The organism is Escherichia coli DSM 30083 = JCM 1649 = ATCC 11775 (genome assembly GCF_003697165.2).
Classification (GTDB): Bacteria; Pseudomonadota; Gammaproteobacteria; order Enterobacterales; family Enterobacteriaceae; genus Escherichia; species Escherichia coli.
On the sequence record NZ_CP033092.2, the window covers coordinates 3053908 to 3070202 of the forward strand.

The 16295-nt window shown below is 50.8% G+C and carries 13 protein-coding genes; 10 read left to right on the forward strand and 3 right to left on the reverse strand.

Features of this window, described 5'->3' with window-relative positions; translation table 11 throughout:
• The first annotated feature begins 71 nt into the window (after positions 1-71).
• Positions 72-1181, forward strand: a complete 1110-nt coding sequence (gene ycbX / locus EAS44_RS16160; RefSeq protein ID WP_000224313.1) for a 6-N-hydroxylaminopurine resistance protein YcbX — start codon at positions 72-74, stop codon at positions 1179-1181.
• On the opposite strand, the gene zapC is transcribed toward ycbX, so the two are convergent.
• Both zapC and pyrD read right to left on the reverse strand, forming a co-directional pair.
• On the reverse strand, positions 1178-1720 hold the full coding sequence (gene zapC, locus EAS44_RS16165; protein WP_001295935.1) for a cell division protein ZapC: 543 nt from the start codon (positions 1718-1720) through the stop codon (positions 1178-1180). The two genes, ycbX and zapC, sit on opposite strands and share 4 nt — an antisense overlap.
• Before the next feature lie 173 nt (positions 1721-1893).
• Entirely contained in the window at positions 1894-2904 is a 1011-nt protein-coding gene (gene pyrD / locus EAS44_RS16170; protein WP_001295934.1) for a quinone-dependent dihydroorotate dehydrogenase, read from the reverse strand.
• A gap of 236 nt (positions 2905-3140) precedes the next feature.
• Here pyrD and ssuE point away from each other — a divergent pair, with 236 nt between their 5' ends.
• The 5 genes from ssuE to ssuB are packed head-to-tail and all read left to right on the forward strand — an operon-like array spanning position 3141 to position 7377.
• Complete coding sequence (gene ssuE / locus EAS44_RS16180) at positions 3141-3716, forward strand: NADPH-dependent FMN reductase (RefSeq protein ID WP_001263945.1); 576 nt, start codon at positions 3141-3143, stop codon at positions 3714-3716.
• The gene (gene ssuA / locus EAS44_RS16185) at positions 3709-4668 is read left to right on the forward strand and encodes an aliphatic sulfonate ABC transporter substrate-binding protein SsuA (RefSeq protein ID WP_001226260.1); all 960 of its coding nucleotides are present in this window, start codon (positions 3709-3711) and stop codon (positions 4666-4668) included. The genes ssuE and ssuA overlap by 8 nt, the downstream gene beginning before the upstream one ends.
• The gene (ssuD, locus tag EAS44_RS16190; RefSeq protein WP_000055976.1) at positions 4665-5810 is read left to right on the forward strand and encodes an FMNH2-dependent alkanesulfonate monooxygenase; all 1146 of its coding nucleotides are present in this window, start codon (positions 4665-4667) and stop codon (positions 5808-5810) included. Before ssuA ends, ssuD begins: the two co-directional genes overlap by 4 nt.
• Positions 5811-5821: 11 nt before the next feature.
• Entirely contained in the window at positions 5822-6613 is a 792-nt protein-coding gene (ssuC, locus tag EAS44_RS16195) for an aliphatic sulfonate ABC transporter permease SsuC (RefSeq protein WP_000235189.1), read from the forward strand.
• Entirely contained in the window at positions 6610-7377 is a 768-nt protein-coding gene (gene ssuB, locus EAS44_RS16200; protein ID WP_001090487.1) for an aliphatic sulfonates ABC transporter ATP-binding protein, read from the forward strand. Before ssuC ends, ssuB begins: the two co-directional genes overlap by 4 nt.
• A 194-nt stretch (positions 7378-7571) precedes the next feature.
• Here ssuB and pepN read toward each other — a convergent pair whose 3' ends face one another.
• Positions 7572-10184: an aminopeptidase N gene (pepN, locus tag EAS44_RS16205; protein ID WP_000193873.1), complete on the reverse strand. Its 2613-nt coding sequence runs from the start codon at positions 10182-10184 to the stop codon at positions 7572-7574.
• 265 nt (positions 10185-10449) lie between these two features.
• Here pepN and pncB point away from each other — a divergent pair, with 265 nt between their 5' ends.
• From pncB to aspC, 4 genes are all read left to right on the forward strand, one after another.
• Entirely contained in the window at positions 10450-11652 is a 1203-nt protein-coding gene (gene pncB / locus EAS44_RS16210) for a nicotinate phosphoribosyltransferase (RefSeq protein ID WP_001298298.1), read from the forward strand.
• Between the two features lie 168 nt (positions 11653-11820).
• A complete protein-coding gene (gene asnS, locus EAS44_RS16215; RefSeq protein ID WP_000117881.1) occupies positions 11821-13221 on the forward strand; it encodes an asparagine--tRNA ligase in 1401 nt (466 codons plus the stop codon).
• Between the two features lie 601 nt (positions 13222-13822).
• Positions 13823-14911 carry a porin OmpF gene (gene ompF / locus EAS44_RS16220; protein WP_000977927.1) on the forward strand — a complete coding sequence of 363 codons (1089 nt, stop codon included), beginning with the start codon at positions 13823-13825 and terminating at the stop codon, positions 14909-14911.
• A 184-nt stretch (positions 14912-15095) separates the two neighbouring features.
• The gene (aspC, locus tag EAS44_RS16225) at positions 15096-16286 is read left to right on the forward strand and encodes an aspartate transaminase (RefSeq protein WP_000462681.1); all 1191 of its coding nucleotides are present in this window, start codon (positions 15096-15098) and stop codon (positions 16284-16286) included.
• Positions 16287-16295: the final 9 nt, after the last annotated feature.

Here is a 16295-nt window from a genome sequence, read left to right on the forward strand (position 1 = left end):
GTTGCGCATTATAGCTAATAAGCGCGTCATGTCATAAAGTTGAGGGCTTATTTTCATTTGAGGACCGCACCGTGGCGACATTAACCCGGCTTTTTATTCATCCTGTTAAATCGATGCGCGGCATTGGTCTTACACATACCCTGGCAGATGTCAGTGGTCTGGCCTTCGATCGCATCTTTATGATCACTGAAACTGACGGTACGTTTATTACCGCTCGCCAGTTTCCGCTAATGGTACGGTTTACTCCTTCACCCGTGCATGATGGCTTGCATCTCACCGCACCAGATGGCAGTAGTGCATATGTTCGTTTTGCTGATTTCGCCACACAAGACGCACCAACCGAAGTTTGGGGCACACATTTTACCGCGCGAATTGCGCCAGACGCGATCAACAAATGGCTAAGTGGATTTTTCTCCCGCGAAGTGCAATTACGCTGGGTGGGGCCACAAATGACCCGGCGCGTGAAACGCCACAACACTGTACCCCTGTCATTTGCTGATGGCTATCCTTACCTTCTTGCTAACGAGGCCTCGTTACGTGATCTCCAACAACGTTGTCCGGCCAGTGTAAAAATGGAGCAATTCCGCCCCAATCTGGTGGTTTCCGGTGCATCGGCCTGGGAAGAAGATAGCTGGAAAGTGATTCGCATTGGTGATGTCGTGTTTGATGTGGTTAAGCCTTGTAGCCGCTGTATTTTCACCACCGTCAGCCCAGAAAAAGGGCAAAAACATCCGGCAGGCGAACCATTAAAAACGCTGCAATCTTTCCGTACTGCCCAGGATAACGGCGATGTCGATTTTGGTCAGAATTTAATTGTCCGTAATAGCGGCGTGATTCGCGTTGGCGATGAGGTGGAAATTCTGGCAACGGCTCCGGCTAAAATTTACGGCGCAGGTGCCGCTGATGATACTGCCAACATCACGCAACAACCGGACGCAAACGTAGATATTGACTGGCAGGGACAGGCATTTCGTGGAAATAACCAACAGGTGCTGCTGGAGCAATTAGAAAATCAGGGAATTCGTATCCCTTATTCTTGCCACGCGGGCATTTGTGGAAGTTGCCGTGTTCAGCTTTTAGAAGGCGAAGTCACGCCGCTAAAAAAATCAGCAATAGGCGATGATGGCACTATTCTTTGCTGTAGTTGTGTACCGAAGACTGCGCTTAAGCTGGCGCGTTAGACTGCCTGTTCGAGGCTGAAGCTGTCAACATTAACCTGCGGTTTCAGCCTGTCGTTCATGATTTTAATGGCGTCGCCCAACTGCATCGCGCGACCCGCAATAACAACGCAGGGTTGTGCCAGTAGACATAGCGCGGCATTCTCGCCAGATTCAACGACCAGTAAATTCACTTGCTCATGAGTGTCGCTCAACCAAACGTAGGCCGCATCGCCCGGCATGGGCATCCACATTTCACCATGAGATACAAAATGCCAGCTTTTCGGCATTTGCGGTTTGAGATAACGAATTGCTACCAGTGCATTCAGCACCAGTTCGGCTTTTTGTTCTTTAGATAAATTAAAATCGCGGCACTTTTCTTCAAAAGAGAAATAGAGCGCGGCGTCATCAACGCAAAAACCTGCGGGAGAAAAGGCATCTGGAGTCAACATTTTGCGCGCAAAACGTGAGCGAAATAGCATACCATTGGCTAAATCGAGCATCATTCGATCGTGCTCTTCATCGTAATACCAACGCCAGTTATCGTCTGGTTTAATTCGCATCTGCCACTCCCCAACCTTATAAAACCGCAGCGACACAATCCATTGTCGCTTCGCTTAATAACCTCAACAATAAAAGTACAAAATGTCTAAATAAGCAACAGCGATGAATATAAAACAACCAGGGCTGAAAATAAAGCCCTGATTATCTTATAAAGAGGAATTTGAAGAAATAATTAGATATGGGTAACGATTTCTTTAATCAGCGGCGGGCCTTTAAAAATAAAACCAGAATAAATTTGCACCAGTGAGGCACCCGCAGCAATCTTTTCACGCGCAGCGATAACCGAGTCAATGCCGCCAACACCAATAATCGGCAAGCGTCCGTTTAATTCCTGTGACAAGCGGCGAATAATTTCGGTGCTTTTTAACTGAAGCGGACGACCACTTAAGCCACCGGTTTGATCACAATTTTTCATTCCCTGAACCAGAGAACGATCGAGTGTGGTATTGGTTGCAATAACGCCATCAATATTATGGCGAACTAAACTATCGGCAACCTGGATCAATTCTTCTTCAGAAAGATCCGGCGCGATCTTCACTGCGATCGGCACATATTTATGGTGCATCACTTGCAAATCATTTTGTTTATTTTTAATCGCAGTTAAGAGATCATCCAGCGCTTCACCATATTGCAGTGTGCGTAATCCTGGGGTATTTGGCGATGAAATATTGATGGCGATATATCCCGCATAGGCATAGATTTTTTCCATACAAATCAGATAGTCATCTTTACCCTGCTCCACCGGCGTATCTTTATTTTTGCCGATGTTAATACCCAGAACGCCGTCATAATGGGCTTTTTTTACGTTCTCTACGAGGTTATCAACGCCAAGATTATTAAAGCCCATACGGTTGATCAAACCTTCGGCATCTACCAGACGAAAGAGACGCGGCTTGTCATTACCTGGCTGGGGACGTGGCGTGACGGTACCGATCTCGATGGATCCAAATCCCATCGCGCCTAACGCGTCAATGCACTCCCCGTCTTTATCAAGACCGGCTGCCAGACCAAGCGGATTTTTAAACGTCAGGCCCATGCAGTTAACAGGTTTCGCAGGCACTTTCTGCCGCACCAGTGCTTCAAACGGCGTTCCTGTAATACGGCGTAATTGCTGAAAAGTAAACTCATGAGCGCGCTCTGGATCGAGCTGGAAAAGGGCTTTACGAACGAAGGGGTAGTACATGAACTCTCCTGGATTCCCGGTGTGCAAACCGGGGGCGTATTATGTGCGAGTTCGGACCAAAAGGGAATTGACCTGCGGCAATAAATAGCAAACGTTTTCTTATTGCGCTTTTTTTATGCTTTTTTTGGCTTTTCTTCCTCAGATAAATCATTTCGACTCGCGGACGCCCTCTGTCAGACTGACCGAATTGTTATCAATGTTAACAAAACAAGAACAATTGGTTATAAGGAGAGAGTATGCGTGTCATCACCCTGGCGGGTAGTCCTCGCTTTCCTTCTCGCTCCAGCTCCTTGCTGGAATATGCGCGGGAAAAACTAAATGGCCTGGATGTAGAGGTTTATCACTGGAATTTGCAAAACTTCGTCCCGGAAGATCTGCTTTATGCTCGTTTCGATAGTCCGGCACTCAAGACCTTCACCGAACAGCTGCAACAGGCCGATGGGCTGATTGTCGCCACGCCTGTGTATAAAGCCGCCTATTCCGGTGCACTGAAAACCCTGCTCGACCTGCTGCCAGAACGTGCGTTGCAAGGCAAAGTGGTGCTGCCGCTGGCGACAGGCGGCACCGTGGCCCATCTGCTGGCGGTCGATTATGCCCTTAAGCCAGTTTTAAGTACGCTGAAAGCCCAGGAGATCCTGCACGGCGTGTTTGCCGATGACTCGCAAGTAATTGATTACCAACACAAACCCCAGTTCACGCCAAATCTGCAAACTCGTCTTGATACCGCGCTAGAAACTTTCTGGCAGGCGTTGCACCGCCGCGATGTTCAGGTTCCTGACCTTCTGTCTCTGCGAGGTAATGCCCATGCGTAAGATCATTAAACTGGCGCTGGCGGGTTTACTTAGCGTCTCTACACTTGCTGTTGCCGCGGAGTCTTCGCCAGAGGCGTTACGTATAGGCTATCAAAAAGGCAGTATTGGTATGGTGCTGGCAAAAAGCCACCAGTTACTGGAAAAACGCTATCCGCAAACAAAAATCTCCTGGGTGGAGTTCCCCGCTGGCCCACAGATGCTGGAGGCGTTAAACGTTGGCAGTATCGATCTCGGCAGTACCGGGGATATTCCGCCAATCTTTGCCCAGGCTGCCGGGGCTGATTTGGTATACGTGGGCGTCGAGCCACCGAAACCCAAAGCCGAAGTGATTCTGGTGGCAGAAAACAGCCCGATCAAAACCGTAGCCGATCTTAAAGGTCACAAAGTTGCCTTTCAGAAAGGTTCCAGTTCGCACAATCTTTTACTGCGAGCCCTTCGCCAGGCCGGGCTTAAATTCACGGATATTCAGCCCACTTACCTGACGCCTGCCGATGCCCGCGCCGCGTTCCAGCAAGGTAACGTTGACGCCTGGGCTATCTGGGATCCCTACTACTCCGCTGCATTATTACAGGGCGGCGTGCGGGTGCTGAAAGACGGCACCGATCTCAATCAAACTGGATCGTTTTATCTGGCAGCTCGTCCGTATGCAGAAAAAAACGGCGCTTTTATTCAGGGTGTGCTGACAACCTTTAGTGAGGCCGATGCGTTAACCCGCAGCCAGCGCGAACAAAGCATCGCTTTACTGGCAAAAACGATGGGCTTACCGGCACCGGTTATTGCCTCATATCTGGATCATCGTCCTCCCACCACCATCAAACCGTTGAGCGCTGAAGTTGCCGCCTTACAGCAGCAAACGGCAGATCTGTTTTATGAAAACCGTCTGGTGCCGAAAAAAGTCGATATTCGCCAGCGCATCTGGCAGCCCACTCAACTGGAAGGAAAACAATTATGAGTCTGAATATGTTCTGGTTTTTACCGACCCACGGTGACGGGCATTATCTGGGAACGGAAGAAGGTTCACGTCCGGTTGATCACGGTTATCTGCAACAAATTGCGCAAGCGGCGGATCGTCTGGGCTATACCGGTGTGCTGATCCCGACGGGGCGATCGTGTGAAGATGCGTGGCTGGTGGCGGCGTCGATGATCCCGGTGACACAACGGCTGAAGTTTCTTGTCGCCCTGCGCCCCAGCGTAACCTCACCTACCGTTGCCGCCCGTCAGGCCGCCACGCTTGACCGTCTCTCTAACGGACGTGCGTTGTTTAACCTGGTCACAGGCAGCGATCCACAAGAACTGGCAGGCGACGGCGTGTTCCTTGATCATAGCGAGCGTTACGAAGCCTCGGCAGAATTTACCCAGGTCTGGCGGCGGTTGTTGCTTGGCGAGACTGTGGATTTCAACGGCAAACATATTCATGTACGCGGAGCCAAACTGCTCTTCCCGCCGATTCAACAGCCTTATCCTCCGCTTTACTTTGGCGGATCGTCAGATGTCGCCCAGGAGCTGGCGGCAGAACAAGTTGATCTCTACCTTACCTGGGGCGAACCACCGGAACTGGTAAAAGAGAAAATCGAACACGTGCGGGCGAAAGCTGCCGCGCATGGACGCAAAATTCGTTTCGGTGTTCGTCTGCATGTGATTGTTCGTGAAACCAACGACGAAGCGTGGCAGGCCGCCGAGCGGTTAATCTCGCGTCTTGATGATGAAACTATCGCCAAAGCACAGGCCGCATTCGCCCGAACGGATTCCGTAGGACAACAGCGAATGGCGGCGCTACATAACGGCAAGCGCGACAATCTGGAGATCAGCCCCAATTTATGGGCGGGTGTTGGCTTAGTGCGCGGCGGTGCCGGGACGGCGCTGGTGGGCGATGGTCCTACGGTCGCCGCGCGAATCAACGAATACGCTGCACTTGGCATCGACAGTTTTGTGCTTTCGGGCTACCCGCATCTGGAAGAAGCGTATCGGGTCGGCGAGTTACTGTTCCCACATCTGGATGTCGCCATCCCGGAAATTCCCCAGCCACAACCGCTGAATCCACAAGGCGAAGCGGTGGCGAATGATTTTATCCCCCGTAACGTCGCGCAAAGCTAAGGAACACGATGATGGCAACGCCAGTGAAGAAGTGGTTATTGCGCGTTGCCCCCTGGTTTTTACCGGTGGGCATCGTGGCGGTGTGGCAACTGGCCTCCTCGGTTGGCTGGTTATCGACGCGTATTTTGCCCTCACCGGAAGGAGTGGTGATGGCGTTCTGGACGCTCTCTGCCAGCGGCGAATTGTGGCAGCATCTGGCGATCAGCTCCTGGCGTGCGCTGATTGGTTTTTCAATTGGCGGATCGCTGGGATTAATTCTGGGGCTGATTAGCGGGCTGTCACGCTGGGGTGAGCGACTGCTGGATACCTCCATTCAGATGTTGCGCAACGTGCCGCATCTGGCGCTGATCCCGCTGGTGATTTTGTGGTTTGGCATTGATGAATCCGCAAAAATCTTTCTGGTGGCGCTCGGTACGCTATTCCCCATTTATATCAACACCTGGCATGGCATCCGTAATATCGACCGTGGGCTGGTGGAGATGGCACGTAGCTATGGATTATCCGGCATACCGCTGTTTATCCATGTGATCCTGCCTGGTGCCCTGCCCTCAATTATGGTCGGTGTGCGTTTTGCGTTGGGCCTGATGTGGCTGACGCTGATCGTTGCCGAAACTATTTCTGCCAATTCCGGCATTGGTTATCTGGCGATGAATGCGCGGGAGTTTCTGCAAACGGACGTGGTGGTAGTCGCTATTATTCTTTACGCCCTGCTCGGCAAACTTGCTGACGTCAGCGCGCAGCTGTTAGAACGTCTCTGGTTGCGCTGGAACCCGGCTTATCATTTGAAGGAGGCCACGGTATGAATACGGCTCGTCTGAACCAGGGCACACCATTGTTGCTCAATGCAGTAAGCAAACATTACGCGGAAAATATCGTCCTGAACCAACTGGATTTACATATTCCGGCAGGTCAGTTTGTGGCGGTGGTGGGCCGCAGCGGCGGTGGCAAAAGTACTCTGCTGCGCCTGCTGGCAGGTCTGGAAACGCCAACCGCAGGCGACGTGTTAGCGGGCACCACACCGCTGGCTGAGATTCAGGATGATACGCGAATGATGTTTCAGGACGCGCGTCTGCTGCCGTGGAAATCGGTGATTGATAACGTTGGGTTAGGCCTTAAAGGCCAGTGGCGCGATGCGGCGCGTCAGGCTCTGGCTGCGGTAGGGCTGGAGAATCGCGCGGGGGAATGGCCTGCCGCACTTTCTGGCGGACAGAAACAACGTGTGGCGCTGGCAAGGGCGCTGATTCATCGACCGGGTTTATTGTTGCTTGATGAACCACTCGGTGCGCTGGACGCTTTAACGCGACTCGAGATGCAGGATTTGATTGTGTCACTCTGGCAGGAGCACGGCTTTACCGTCTTGCTGGTGACGCATGATGTGAGCGAAGCGGTGGCGATGGCTGACCGGGTGTTGTTAATTGAAGAGGGAAAAATTGGTCTGGATTTGACGGTGGATATCCCCCGTCCGCGCCGGTTAGGGTCGGTACGATTAGCAGAGCTGGAAGCGGAAGTGTTGCAGCGGGTGATGCAACGTGGGCACTCTGAACAACCGATTCGACGTCATGGTTAATATGCCGGATGTGGCGCACAAAACCAGCATTTTCAACGGGATTGTAGGCCTGATAAGACGCGTCAAGCGTCGCATCAGGCAGTTGGGCACGACTGCCTGATGCGGCGTGAACGCCTTATCCAGCCTACAAAACCAGCAATTTCAACGGACTTGTAGGCCTGATAAGACGCGTCAAGCATTTTGGCTCAAAAGTATCAAGCCAGTGCTTTGGTGATCTTCTCGTACAGATCGCCAGAGAGATTTTCCAGCCCTTTCAACTGTTCCAGCGCCGCGCGCATTTTCTCCTGACGTTTGGCATCGTAACGTTTCAGGCGAATCAGCGGCTCAATCAGGCGTGAAGCCACCTGCGGGTTACGGCTGTTGAGGTCGGTAAGCATTTCCACCAGGAACTGATAACCGCTGCCATCTTCGGCATGGAACGCTGCCGGGTTGCTGCCCGCAAATGCGCCAATCAATGAACGAATGCGGTTCGGGTTGCTCATGGTAAATGAGCGATGCTGCAACAGACCACGTACCGTCTCCAGCACATTCGCCGCCGGGCTGGTGGCTTGCAGAATAAACCATTTATCCATCACCAGACCATCCTGATGCCACTTGTCGTCGTACTCCTGCATCAGCGCGTCACGGCATGGCAGTTGTGCAGCAACCGCCGCAGAAAGCGCCGCCAGCGCATCGGTCATATTGTTCGCTTCGTGGAACTGTTTGCTCACCAGCACGTCAGCCAGATGCGTTTCACCAAAAGCGAGGAAGCGCAGGCAGGCATTACGCAGAGTGCGTTTTGCAATATCTTCATGCTCAACACGGTACTCGCTCTGGTAATTCGCGTTGTAAATAGCCAGCAGCTCATCTGCCAGTTCAGTCGCCAGAGTACGAGTGAGTGCTTCGCGTACTTCGGCAATAGCAATCGGGTCGATGATATCGAACAGTTCTGCCATTTCATTGACGGAAGGCAGCGTCAGGATTTCTGCCGCCAGCGCCGGATCAATCTTCTCATCGAGCAGCACCGCGCGGAAAGCGTCAGCCACATGCACCGGCAGAGACAACGGCTGCCCTTGCTGATGACGGGCGACGTTCAGCTTGATGTAGGTTGCCAGCAAACTTTGCGCCGCGTCCCAGCGAGAGAAATCATTACGCGCATGACGCATCAGGAAGGTCAGTTGCTGATCGCTCCACTTATATTCCAGTTTCACTGGCGCAGAGAATTCGCACAGCAGCGCAGGCACCGGCTGGAAGTAGACATTATCAAAAACAAAGGTTTGTTCCGCCTGGGTGACGTTCAGCACGGAATTCACCGGATGACCGCCTTTCTGCAACGGGATCACTTTGCCTTCGTTGTCATACAGTTCGACGGCAAACGGAATATGCAGCGGTTGTTTTTCTGCCTGATCCGGCGTAGCTGGCGTGCGCTGGCTGATGGTCAGGGTGTACTGCTCAGTTTCCGGATTGTAGTCGTCTTTGACAGTCACAACCGGCGTGCCGGATTGGCTGTACCAACGGCGGAAATGGGAAAGATCGACATTCGACGCATCTTCCATCGCCTGCACAAAGTCGTCACAGGTCGCTGCGCTACCATCATGACGCTCGAAATAGAGCTGCATCCCTTTCTGGAAGTTTTCTTCGCCAAGCAGAGTGTGGATCATACGAATCACTTCCGCGCCCTTCTCGTAAACGGTCAGGGTGTAGAAGTTGTTCATTTCAATGACCATATCCGGGCGAATTGGGTGCGCCATCGGGCTGGCGTCTTCTGCAAACTGCAATCCGCGCATGGTGCGCACATTATTGATACGGTTTACCGCGCGGGAACCAAGGTCAGAGCTGAATTCCTGATCGCGGAAGACGGTTAAACCTTCTTTCAGACTGAGCTGGAACCAGTCGCGACAGGTGACACGGTTGCCGGTCCAGTTATGGAAATATTCATGGCCGATAACGCGTTCAATATCGAGGTAATCTTTGTCGGTGGCGGTGTCGGTGCGGGCCAGCACATATTTGGAGTTAAAGATATTCAGCCCCTTATTCTCCATTGCGCCCATATTGAAGAAATCCACCGCGACGATCATATAGATGTCGAGGTCATACTCCAGGCCGAAGCGTTCTTCATCCCATTTCATGGAGTTTTTCAGCGAGGTCATTGCCCACGGCGCACGATCAAGGTTGCCACGATCGACATACAGCTCCAGCGCTACTTCGCGACCAGAACGCGTGGTGAAAGTGTCGCGCAGCACATCAAAGTCGCCTGCCACCAGCGCAAACAGGTAGCACGGTTTCGGGAACGGGTCCTGCCACCGTACCCAATGACGTCCATTTTCCAGTTCACCTTGCGCAACGCGGTTACCGTTGGAAAGCAGGAAGGGATATTTGGTTTTATCGGCAATAATTTTGGTGGTAAAACGCGCCAGCACATCCGGGCGGTCGAGATAATACGTAATATGGCGGAAACCTTCGGCTTCACACTGGGTGCAAAGCGCATCGCCTGACTGATAAAGCCCTTCCAGCGCAGTATTCGCCGCCGGGCTAATTTCATTAACGATCTTAAGCGTAAAACGCTCCGGCAAATTACTGATGACCAGTGCGCCCTCTTCTTCTTTCCAGGCGGTCCACGGCTCATCATTAATATAAACAGAAACCAGTTTGAGGTCTTCGCCGTTGAGACGAAGCGGAACATCTGATGCACCATGACGGACAGCCTGGCTGACCGCGGTAACGACCGTCTTTTGCGCGTCCAGGTCAAAGGTCAAGTCAATATCAGTAATCTGGTAATCCGGCGCACGATAATCGTGACGGTATTTGGCTTGTGGCTGTTGAGTCATAAATAACCTTTAGCATCTTTTATAGAGTCTGGTGTTCAGTCTATTCCTGTTGCGTAAATCGCGCTATGCAGAATCTTCATCTTTTCAGGTACAAACGCCTTTATTGCTACATTTTTATAACATACACCGCGTTATGCCATCGACCAGAAAGGTGGCATATGGTGTGATCGGGGTTCAATAAATTGCGAAACAAGGTATACTCCAGCAGTTCCTGAAGATGTTTATTGTACTAAACGCTCCTGTACGAGGACGCTACTGCGCACCTATGACACAATTCGCTTCTCCTGTTCTGCACTCGTTGCTGGATACAGATGCTTATAAGTTGCATATGCAGCAAGCCGTGTTTCATCACTATTACGATGTGCATGTCGCGGCGGAGTTTCGTTGCCGAGGTGACGATCTGCTGGGTATTTATGCCGATGCTATTCGTGAACAGGTTCAGGCGATGCAGCACCTGCGCCTGCAGGATGATGAATATCAGTGGCTCTCTGCCCTGCCTTTCTTTAAGGCTGACTATCTTAACTGGCTACGCGAGTTCCGCTTTAACCCGGAACAAGTCACCGTGTCCAACGATAATGGCAAGCTGGATATTCGTTTAAGCGGCCCGTGGCGTGAAGTCATCCTCTGGGAAGTTCCTTTGCTGGCGGTTATCAGTGAAATGGTACATCGCTATCGCTCACCGCAGGCCGACGTTGCGCAAGCCCTCGACACGCTGGAAAACAAATTAGTCGACTTCTCGGCATTAACCGCCGGTCTTGATATGTCGCGCTTCCATCTGATGGATTTTGGCACCCGCCGCCGTTTTTCTCGCGAAGTACAAGAAACCATCGTGAAACGTCTGCAACAGGAATCCTGGTTCGTGGGCACCAGCAACTACGATCTGGCGCGTCGGCTTTCCCTCACGCCGATGGGAACACAGGCACACGAATGGTTCCAGGCGCATCAGCAAATCAGCCCGGATCTAGCCAACAGCCAGCGAGCTGCACTTGCTGCCTGGCTGGAAGAGTATCCCGACCAACTTGGCATTGCGTTAACCGACTGCATCACTATGGATGCTTTCCTGCGTGATTTCGGTGTCGAGTTCGCCAGTCGCTATCAGGGCCTGCGCCATGACTCTGGCGACCCGGTTGAATGGGGTGAAAAAGCCATTGCACATTATGAAAAGCTGGGAATTGATCCACAGAGTAAAACGCTGGTTTTCTCTGACAATCTGGATTTACGCAAAGCGGTTGAGCTATACCGCCACTTCTCTTCCCGCGTGCAATTAAGTTTTGGTATTGGGACTCGCCTGACCTGCGATATCCCCCAGGTAAAACCCCTGAATATTGTCATTAAGTTGGTAGAGTGTAACGGTAAACCGGTGGCGAAACTTTCTGACAGCCCTGGCAAAACTATCTGCCACGATAAAGCGTTTGTTCGGGCGCTGCGCAAAGCGTTCGACCTTCCGCATATTAAAAAAGCCAGTTAATATCATCAGGGAGCTAATCGGCTCCCTTTTTTTACCTTTAATTCCGAAATCTTTCGCTGCATTTGCGAATTCTGCTTGTCTGATTGCAGATGCCAGGTAACATAGGTATCCCCCCATTTACGGGTGGACAAGTGTTTATTTTTTCCGACTATTAACAGAGAGAATATTATGAGCGTTGTGCCTGTAGCCGACGTACTCCAGGGCCGCGTAGCCGTTGACAGCGAAGTCACCGTGCGCGGATGGGTACGTACCCGCCGAGATTCAAAAGCTGGCATCTCCTTCCTCGCCGTTTATGACGGTTCCTGCTTTGATCCTGTACAGGCTGTCATCAATAATTCTCTGCCCAATTACAATGAAGACGTCTTGCGTCTGACCACCGGCTGCTCGGTCATTGTGACGGGTAAAGTCGTGGCGTCGCCGGGCCAGGGGCAACAATTTGAAATTCAGGCCAGCAAGGTTGAAGTTGCTGGTTGGGTTGAAGATCCAGACACTTACCCGATGGCGGCAAAACGCCACAGCATTGAGTATCTGCGTGAAGTCGCTCACCTGCGTCCGCGCACAAACCTGATTGGTGCCGTCGCGCGCGTTCGCCATACGCTGGCGCAGGCGCTGCATCGCTTCTTTAACGAGCAGGGATTCTTCTGGGTTTCAACGCCACTGATTACCGCATCTGATACCGAAGGTGCTGGCGAAATGTTCCGTGTTTCAACGCTGGATCTGGAAAACCTGCCGCGTAACGATCAGGGCAAAGTAGATTTCGACAAAGACTTCTTTGGTAAAGAGTCTTTCCTGACCGTATCTGGCCAGTTGAACGGCGAAACCTACGCTTGCGCATTATCCAAAATTTATACCTTCGGCCCGACTTTCCGTGCTGAAAACTCCAACACCAGCCGTCACCTGGCGGAATTCTGGATGCTGGAGCCAGAAGTGGCGTTTGCTAACCTGAACGATATCGCGGGTCTGGCTGAAGCCATGCTGAAATATGTCTTCAAAGCGGTTCTCGAAGAACGCGCTGACGACATGAAATTCTTCGCTGAACGCGTAGATAAAGATGCCGTTTCACGTCTGGAACGCTTCATTGAGGCCGATTTCGCGCAGGTGGATTACACCGACGCAGTGACCATTCTCGAAAACTGCGGCAGGAAGTTTGAAAACCCGGTTTACTGGGGCGTCGATCTCTCTTCTGAGCATGAGCGTTATCTGGCGGAAGAACACTTTAAAGCACCGGTAGTGGTTAAAAACTATCCGAAAGATATTAAAGCGTTCTATATGCGCCTTAACGAAGACGGTAAAACCGTTGCGGCTATGGACGTTCTGGCTCCGGGCATCGGTGAGATCATTGGTGGCTCCCAGCGTGAAGAACGTCTGGACGTGCTGGACGAGCGTATGCTTGAAATGGGCCTGAACAAAGAAGATTACTGGTGGTATCGCGATCTGCGTCGCTACGGTACTGTTCCGCATTCAGGTTTCGGTCTTGGTTTTGAACGCCTGATTGCTTACGTAACTGGCGTGCAAAACGTACGTGATGTTATTCCGTTCCCACGTACTCCGCGTAACGCCAGCTTCTAATTTAGCGTCTTCAAGAGCCAGCGCCCGCTGGCTCTTTTTTTATCCTTTCTGTCAAGTTATCTGTTTGTTAAGTCAAGCAATCTATTTGCAACCCCGCCATAACGATCATCCTGTTACGGAATATTACGCTGCAACATTTACGCACAAAAAATAATCTGCATTCTTATTGCGGATTAGTTTTTTCTTAGCTGATAGCACAATTTTCATACAAATTTTTGGCATTCTGGATGTCTGAAAGAAGATTTTGTGCCTGGTCGATAAAGTTTCCATCAGAAACAAAATTTCCGTTTAGTTAATTTAAATATAAGAAAATCATATAAATAGATAAAAATTGCTGTAAATATCATCACGCTTCTATGGAAATATGACGGTGTTCACAAAGTTCCTTAATTTTTACTTTTTGTCACATATTTTTTCTTTTTGAAACTAAATCTTTATCTTTGTAGCACTTTCACGGTAGCGAAACGTTAGTTTGAATGGAAAGATGCCTGCAGACACATAAAGACACCAAACTCTCATCAATAGTTCCGTAAATTTTTATTGACAGAACTTATTGACGGCAGTGGCAGGTGTCATAAAAAAACCATGAGGGTAATAAATAATGATGAAGCGCAATATTCTGGCAGTGATCGTCCCTGCTCTGTTAGTAGCAGGTACTGCAAACGCTGCAGAAATCTATAACAAAGATGGCAACAAAGTAGATCTGTACGGTAAAGCTGTCGGTCTGCATTATTTCTCCAAGGGTAACGGTGAAAACAGTTACGGTGGCAATGGTGACATGACCTATGCCCGTCTTGGTTTTAAAGGGGAAACTCAAATCAATTCCGATCTGACCGGTTATGGTCAGTGGGAATATAACTTCCAGGGTAACAACTCTGAGGGCGCTGACGCTCAAACTGGTAACAAAACGCGTCTGGCATTCGCGGGTCTTAAATACGCTGACGTTGGTTCTTTCGATTACGGCCGTAACTACGGTGTGGTTTATGATGCACTGGGTTACACCGATATGCTGCCAGAATTTGGTGGTGATACTGCATACAGCGATGATTTCTTCGTTGGTCGTGTTGGCGGCGTTGCTACCTATCGTAACTCCAACTTCTTTGGTCTGGTTGATGGTCTGAACTTCGCTGTTCAGTACCTGGGTAAAAACGAGCGTGACACTGCACGCCGCTCTAACGGCGACGGTGTTGGCGGTTCTATCAGCTACGAATACGAAGGCTTTGGTATCGTTGGTGCTTATGGTGCCGCTGACCGTACCAACCTGCAGGAAGAGTCTTCCCTTGGCAAAGGCAAAAAAGCTGAACAGTGGGCTACTGGTCTGAAGTATGACGCGAACAACATCTACCTGGCAGCGAACTACGGTGAAACCCGTAACGCTACGCCGATCACTAATAAATTTACAAACACCAGCGGCTTCGCCAACAAAACGCAAGACGTTCTGTTAGTTGCGCAATACCAGTTTGATTTCGGTCTGCGTCCGTCCATCGCTTACACCAAATCTAAAGCGAAAGACGTAGAAGGTATCGGTGATGTTGATCTGGTGAACTACTTTGAAGTGGGCGCAACCTACTATTTCAACAAAAACATGTCCACCTATGTTGACTACATCATCAACCAGATCGATTCTGACAACAAACTGGGCGTAGGTTCTGACGACACCGTTGCTGTGGGTATCGTTTACCAGTTCTAATAGCACACCTCTTTGTTAAATGCCGAAAAAACAGGACTTTGGTCCTGTTTTTTTTATGCCTTCCAGAGCAATCTCACGTCTTGCAAAAACAGCCTGCGTTTTCATCAGTAATAGTTGGAATTTTGTAAATCTCCCGTTACCCTGATAGCGGACTTCTCTTCTGTAACCATAATGGAACCTCGTCATGTTTGAGAACATTACCGCCGCTCCTGCCGACCCGATTCTGGGCCTGGCCGATCTGTTTCGTGCCGATGAACGTCCCGGCAAAATTAACCTCGGGATTGGTGTCTATAAAGATGAGACGGGTAAAACCCCGGTACTGACCAGCGTGAAAAAGGCTGAACAGTATCTGCTCGAAAATGAAACCACCAAAAATTACCTCGGCATTGACGGCATCCCTGAATTTGGTCGCTGCACTCAGGAACTGCTGTTTGGTAAAGGTAGCGCCCTGATCAATGACAAACGTGCTCGCACGGCACAGACTCCGGGTGGCACTGGCGCACTACGCGTGGCTGCCGATTTCCTGGCAAAAAATACCAGCGTTAAGCGTGTGTGGGTGAGCAACCCAAGCTGGCCGAACCATAAGAGCGTCTTTAACTCTGCAGGTCTGGAAGTTCGTGAATACGCTTATTATGATGCGGAAAATCACACTCTTGACTTCGATGCACTGATTAACAGCCTGAACGAAGCCCAGGCTGGCGACGTAGTGCTGTTCCATGGCTGCTGCCATAACCCAACCGGCATCGACCCTACGCTGGAACAATGGCAGACACTGGCACAACTCTCCGTTGAGAAAGGCTGGTTACCGCTGTTTGACTTCGCTTACCAGGGTTTTGCCCGTGGCCTGGAAGAAGATGCTGAAGGACTGCGCGCTTTCGCGGCTCTGCATAAGGAGCTGATTGTTGCCAGTTCCTACTCTAAAAACTTTGGCCTGTACAACGAGCGTGTTGGCGCTTGTACTCTGGTTGCTGCTGACAGTGAAACTGTTGAACGCGCATTCAGCCAAATGAAAGCGGCGATTCGTGCTAACTACTCTAACCCACCAGCACACGGCGCTTCTGTTGTTGCCACCATCCTGAGCAACGATGCGTTACGTGCGATTTGGGAACAAGAACTGACTGATATGCGCCAGCGTATTCAGCGTATGCGTCAGTTGTTCGTCAATACGCTGCAGGAAAAAGGCGCAAATCGCGACTTCAGCTTTATCATCAAACAGAACGGCATGTTCTCCTTCAGTGGCCTGACAAAAGAACAAGTGCTGCGTCTGCGCGAAGAGTTTGGCGTATATGCTGTTGCTTCTGGTCGCGTAAACGTGGCCGGGATGACACCAGATAACATGGCGCCGCTGTGCGAAGCGATTGTGGCAGTGCTGTAAGCGTTAAAA

Excerpts from the sequence above, each read along its gene's own strand:
- zapC (WP_001295935.1), bottom strand. The coding sequence starts at position 1,720 with ATGCGAATTAAACCAGACGATAACTGGCGTTGGTATTACGATGAAGAG.
- pyrD (WP_001295934.1), bottom strand. The coding sequence starts at position 2,904 with ATGTACTACCCCTTCGTTCGTAAAGCCCTTTTCCAGCTCGATCCAGAG.
- ssuE (WP_001263945.1), top strand. The coding sequence starts at position 3,141 with ATGCGTGTCATCACCCTGGCGGGTAGTCCTCGCTTTCCTTCTCGCTCC.
- ssuA (WP_001226260.1), top strand. The coding sequence starts at position 3,709 with ATGCGTAAGATCATTAAACTGGCGCTGGCGGGTTTACTTAGCGTCTCT.
- ssuD (WP_000055976.1), top strand. The coding sequence starts at position 4,665 with ATGAGTCTGAATATGTTCTGGTTTTTACCGACCCACGGTGACGGGCAT.
- ssuC (WP_000235189.1), top strand. The coding sequence starts at position 5,822 with ATGGCAACGCCAGTGAAGAAGTGGTTATTGCGCGTTGCCCCCTGGTTT.
- ssuB (WP_001090487.1), top strand. The coding sequence starts at position 6,610 with ATGAATACGGCTCGTCTGAACCAGGGCACACCATTGTTGCTCAATGCA.
- pepN (WP_000193873.1), bottom strand. The coding sequence starts at position 10,184 with ATGACTCAACAGCCACAAGCCAAATACCGTCACGATTATCGTGCGCCG.
- pncB (WP_001298298.1), top strand. The coding sequence starts at position 10,450 with ATGACACAATTCGCTTCTCCTGTTCTGCACTCGTTGCTGGATACAGAT.
- asnS (WP_000117881.1), top strand. The coding sequence starts at position 11,821 with ATGAGCGTTGTGCCTGTAGCCGACGTACTCCAGGGCCGCGTAGCCGTT.
- ompF (WP_000977927.1), top strand. The coding sequence starts at position 13,823 with ATGATGAAGCGCAATATTCTGGCAGTGATCGTCCCTGCTCTGTTAGTA.
- aspC (WP_000462681.1), top strand. The coding sequence starts at position 15,096 with ATGTTTGAGAACATTACCGCCGCTCCTGCCGACCCGATTCTGGGCCTG.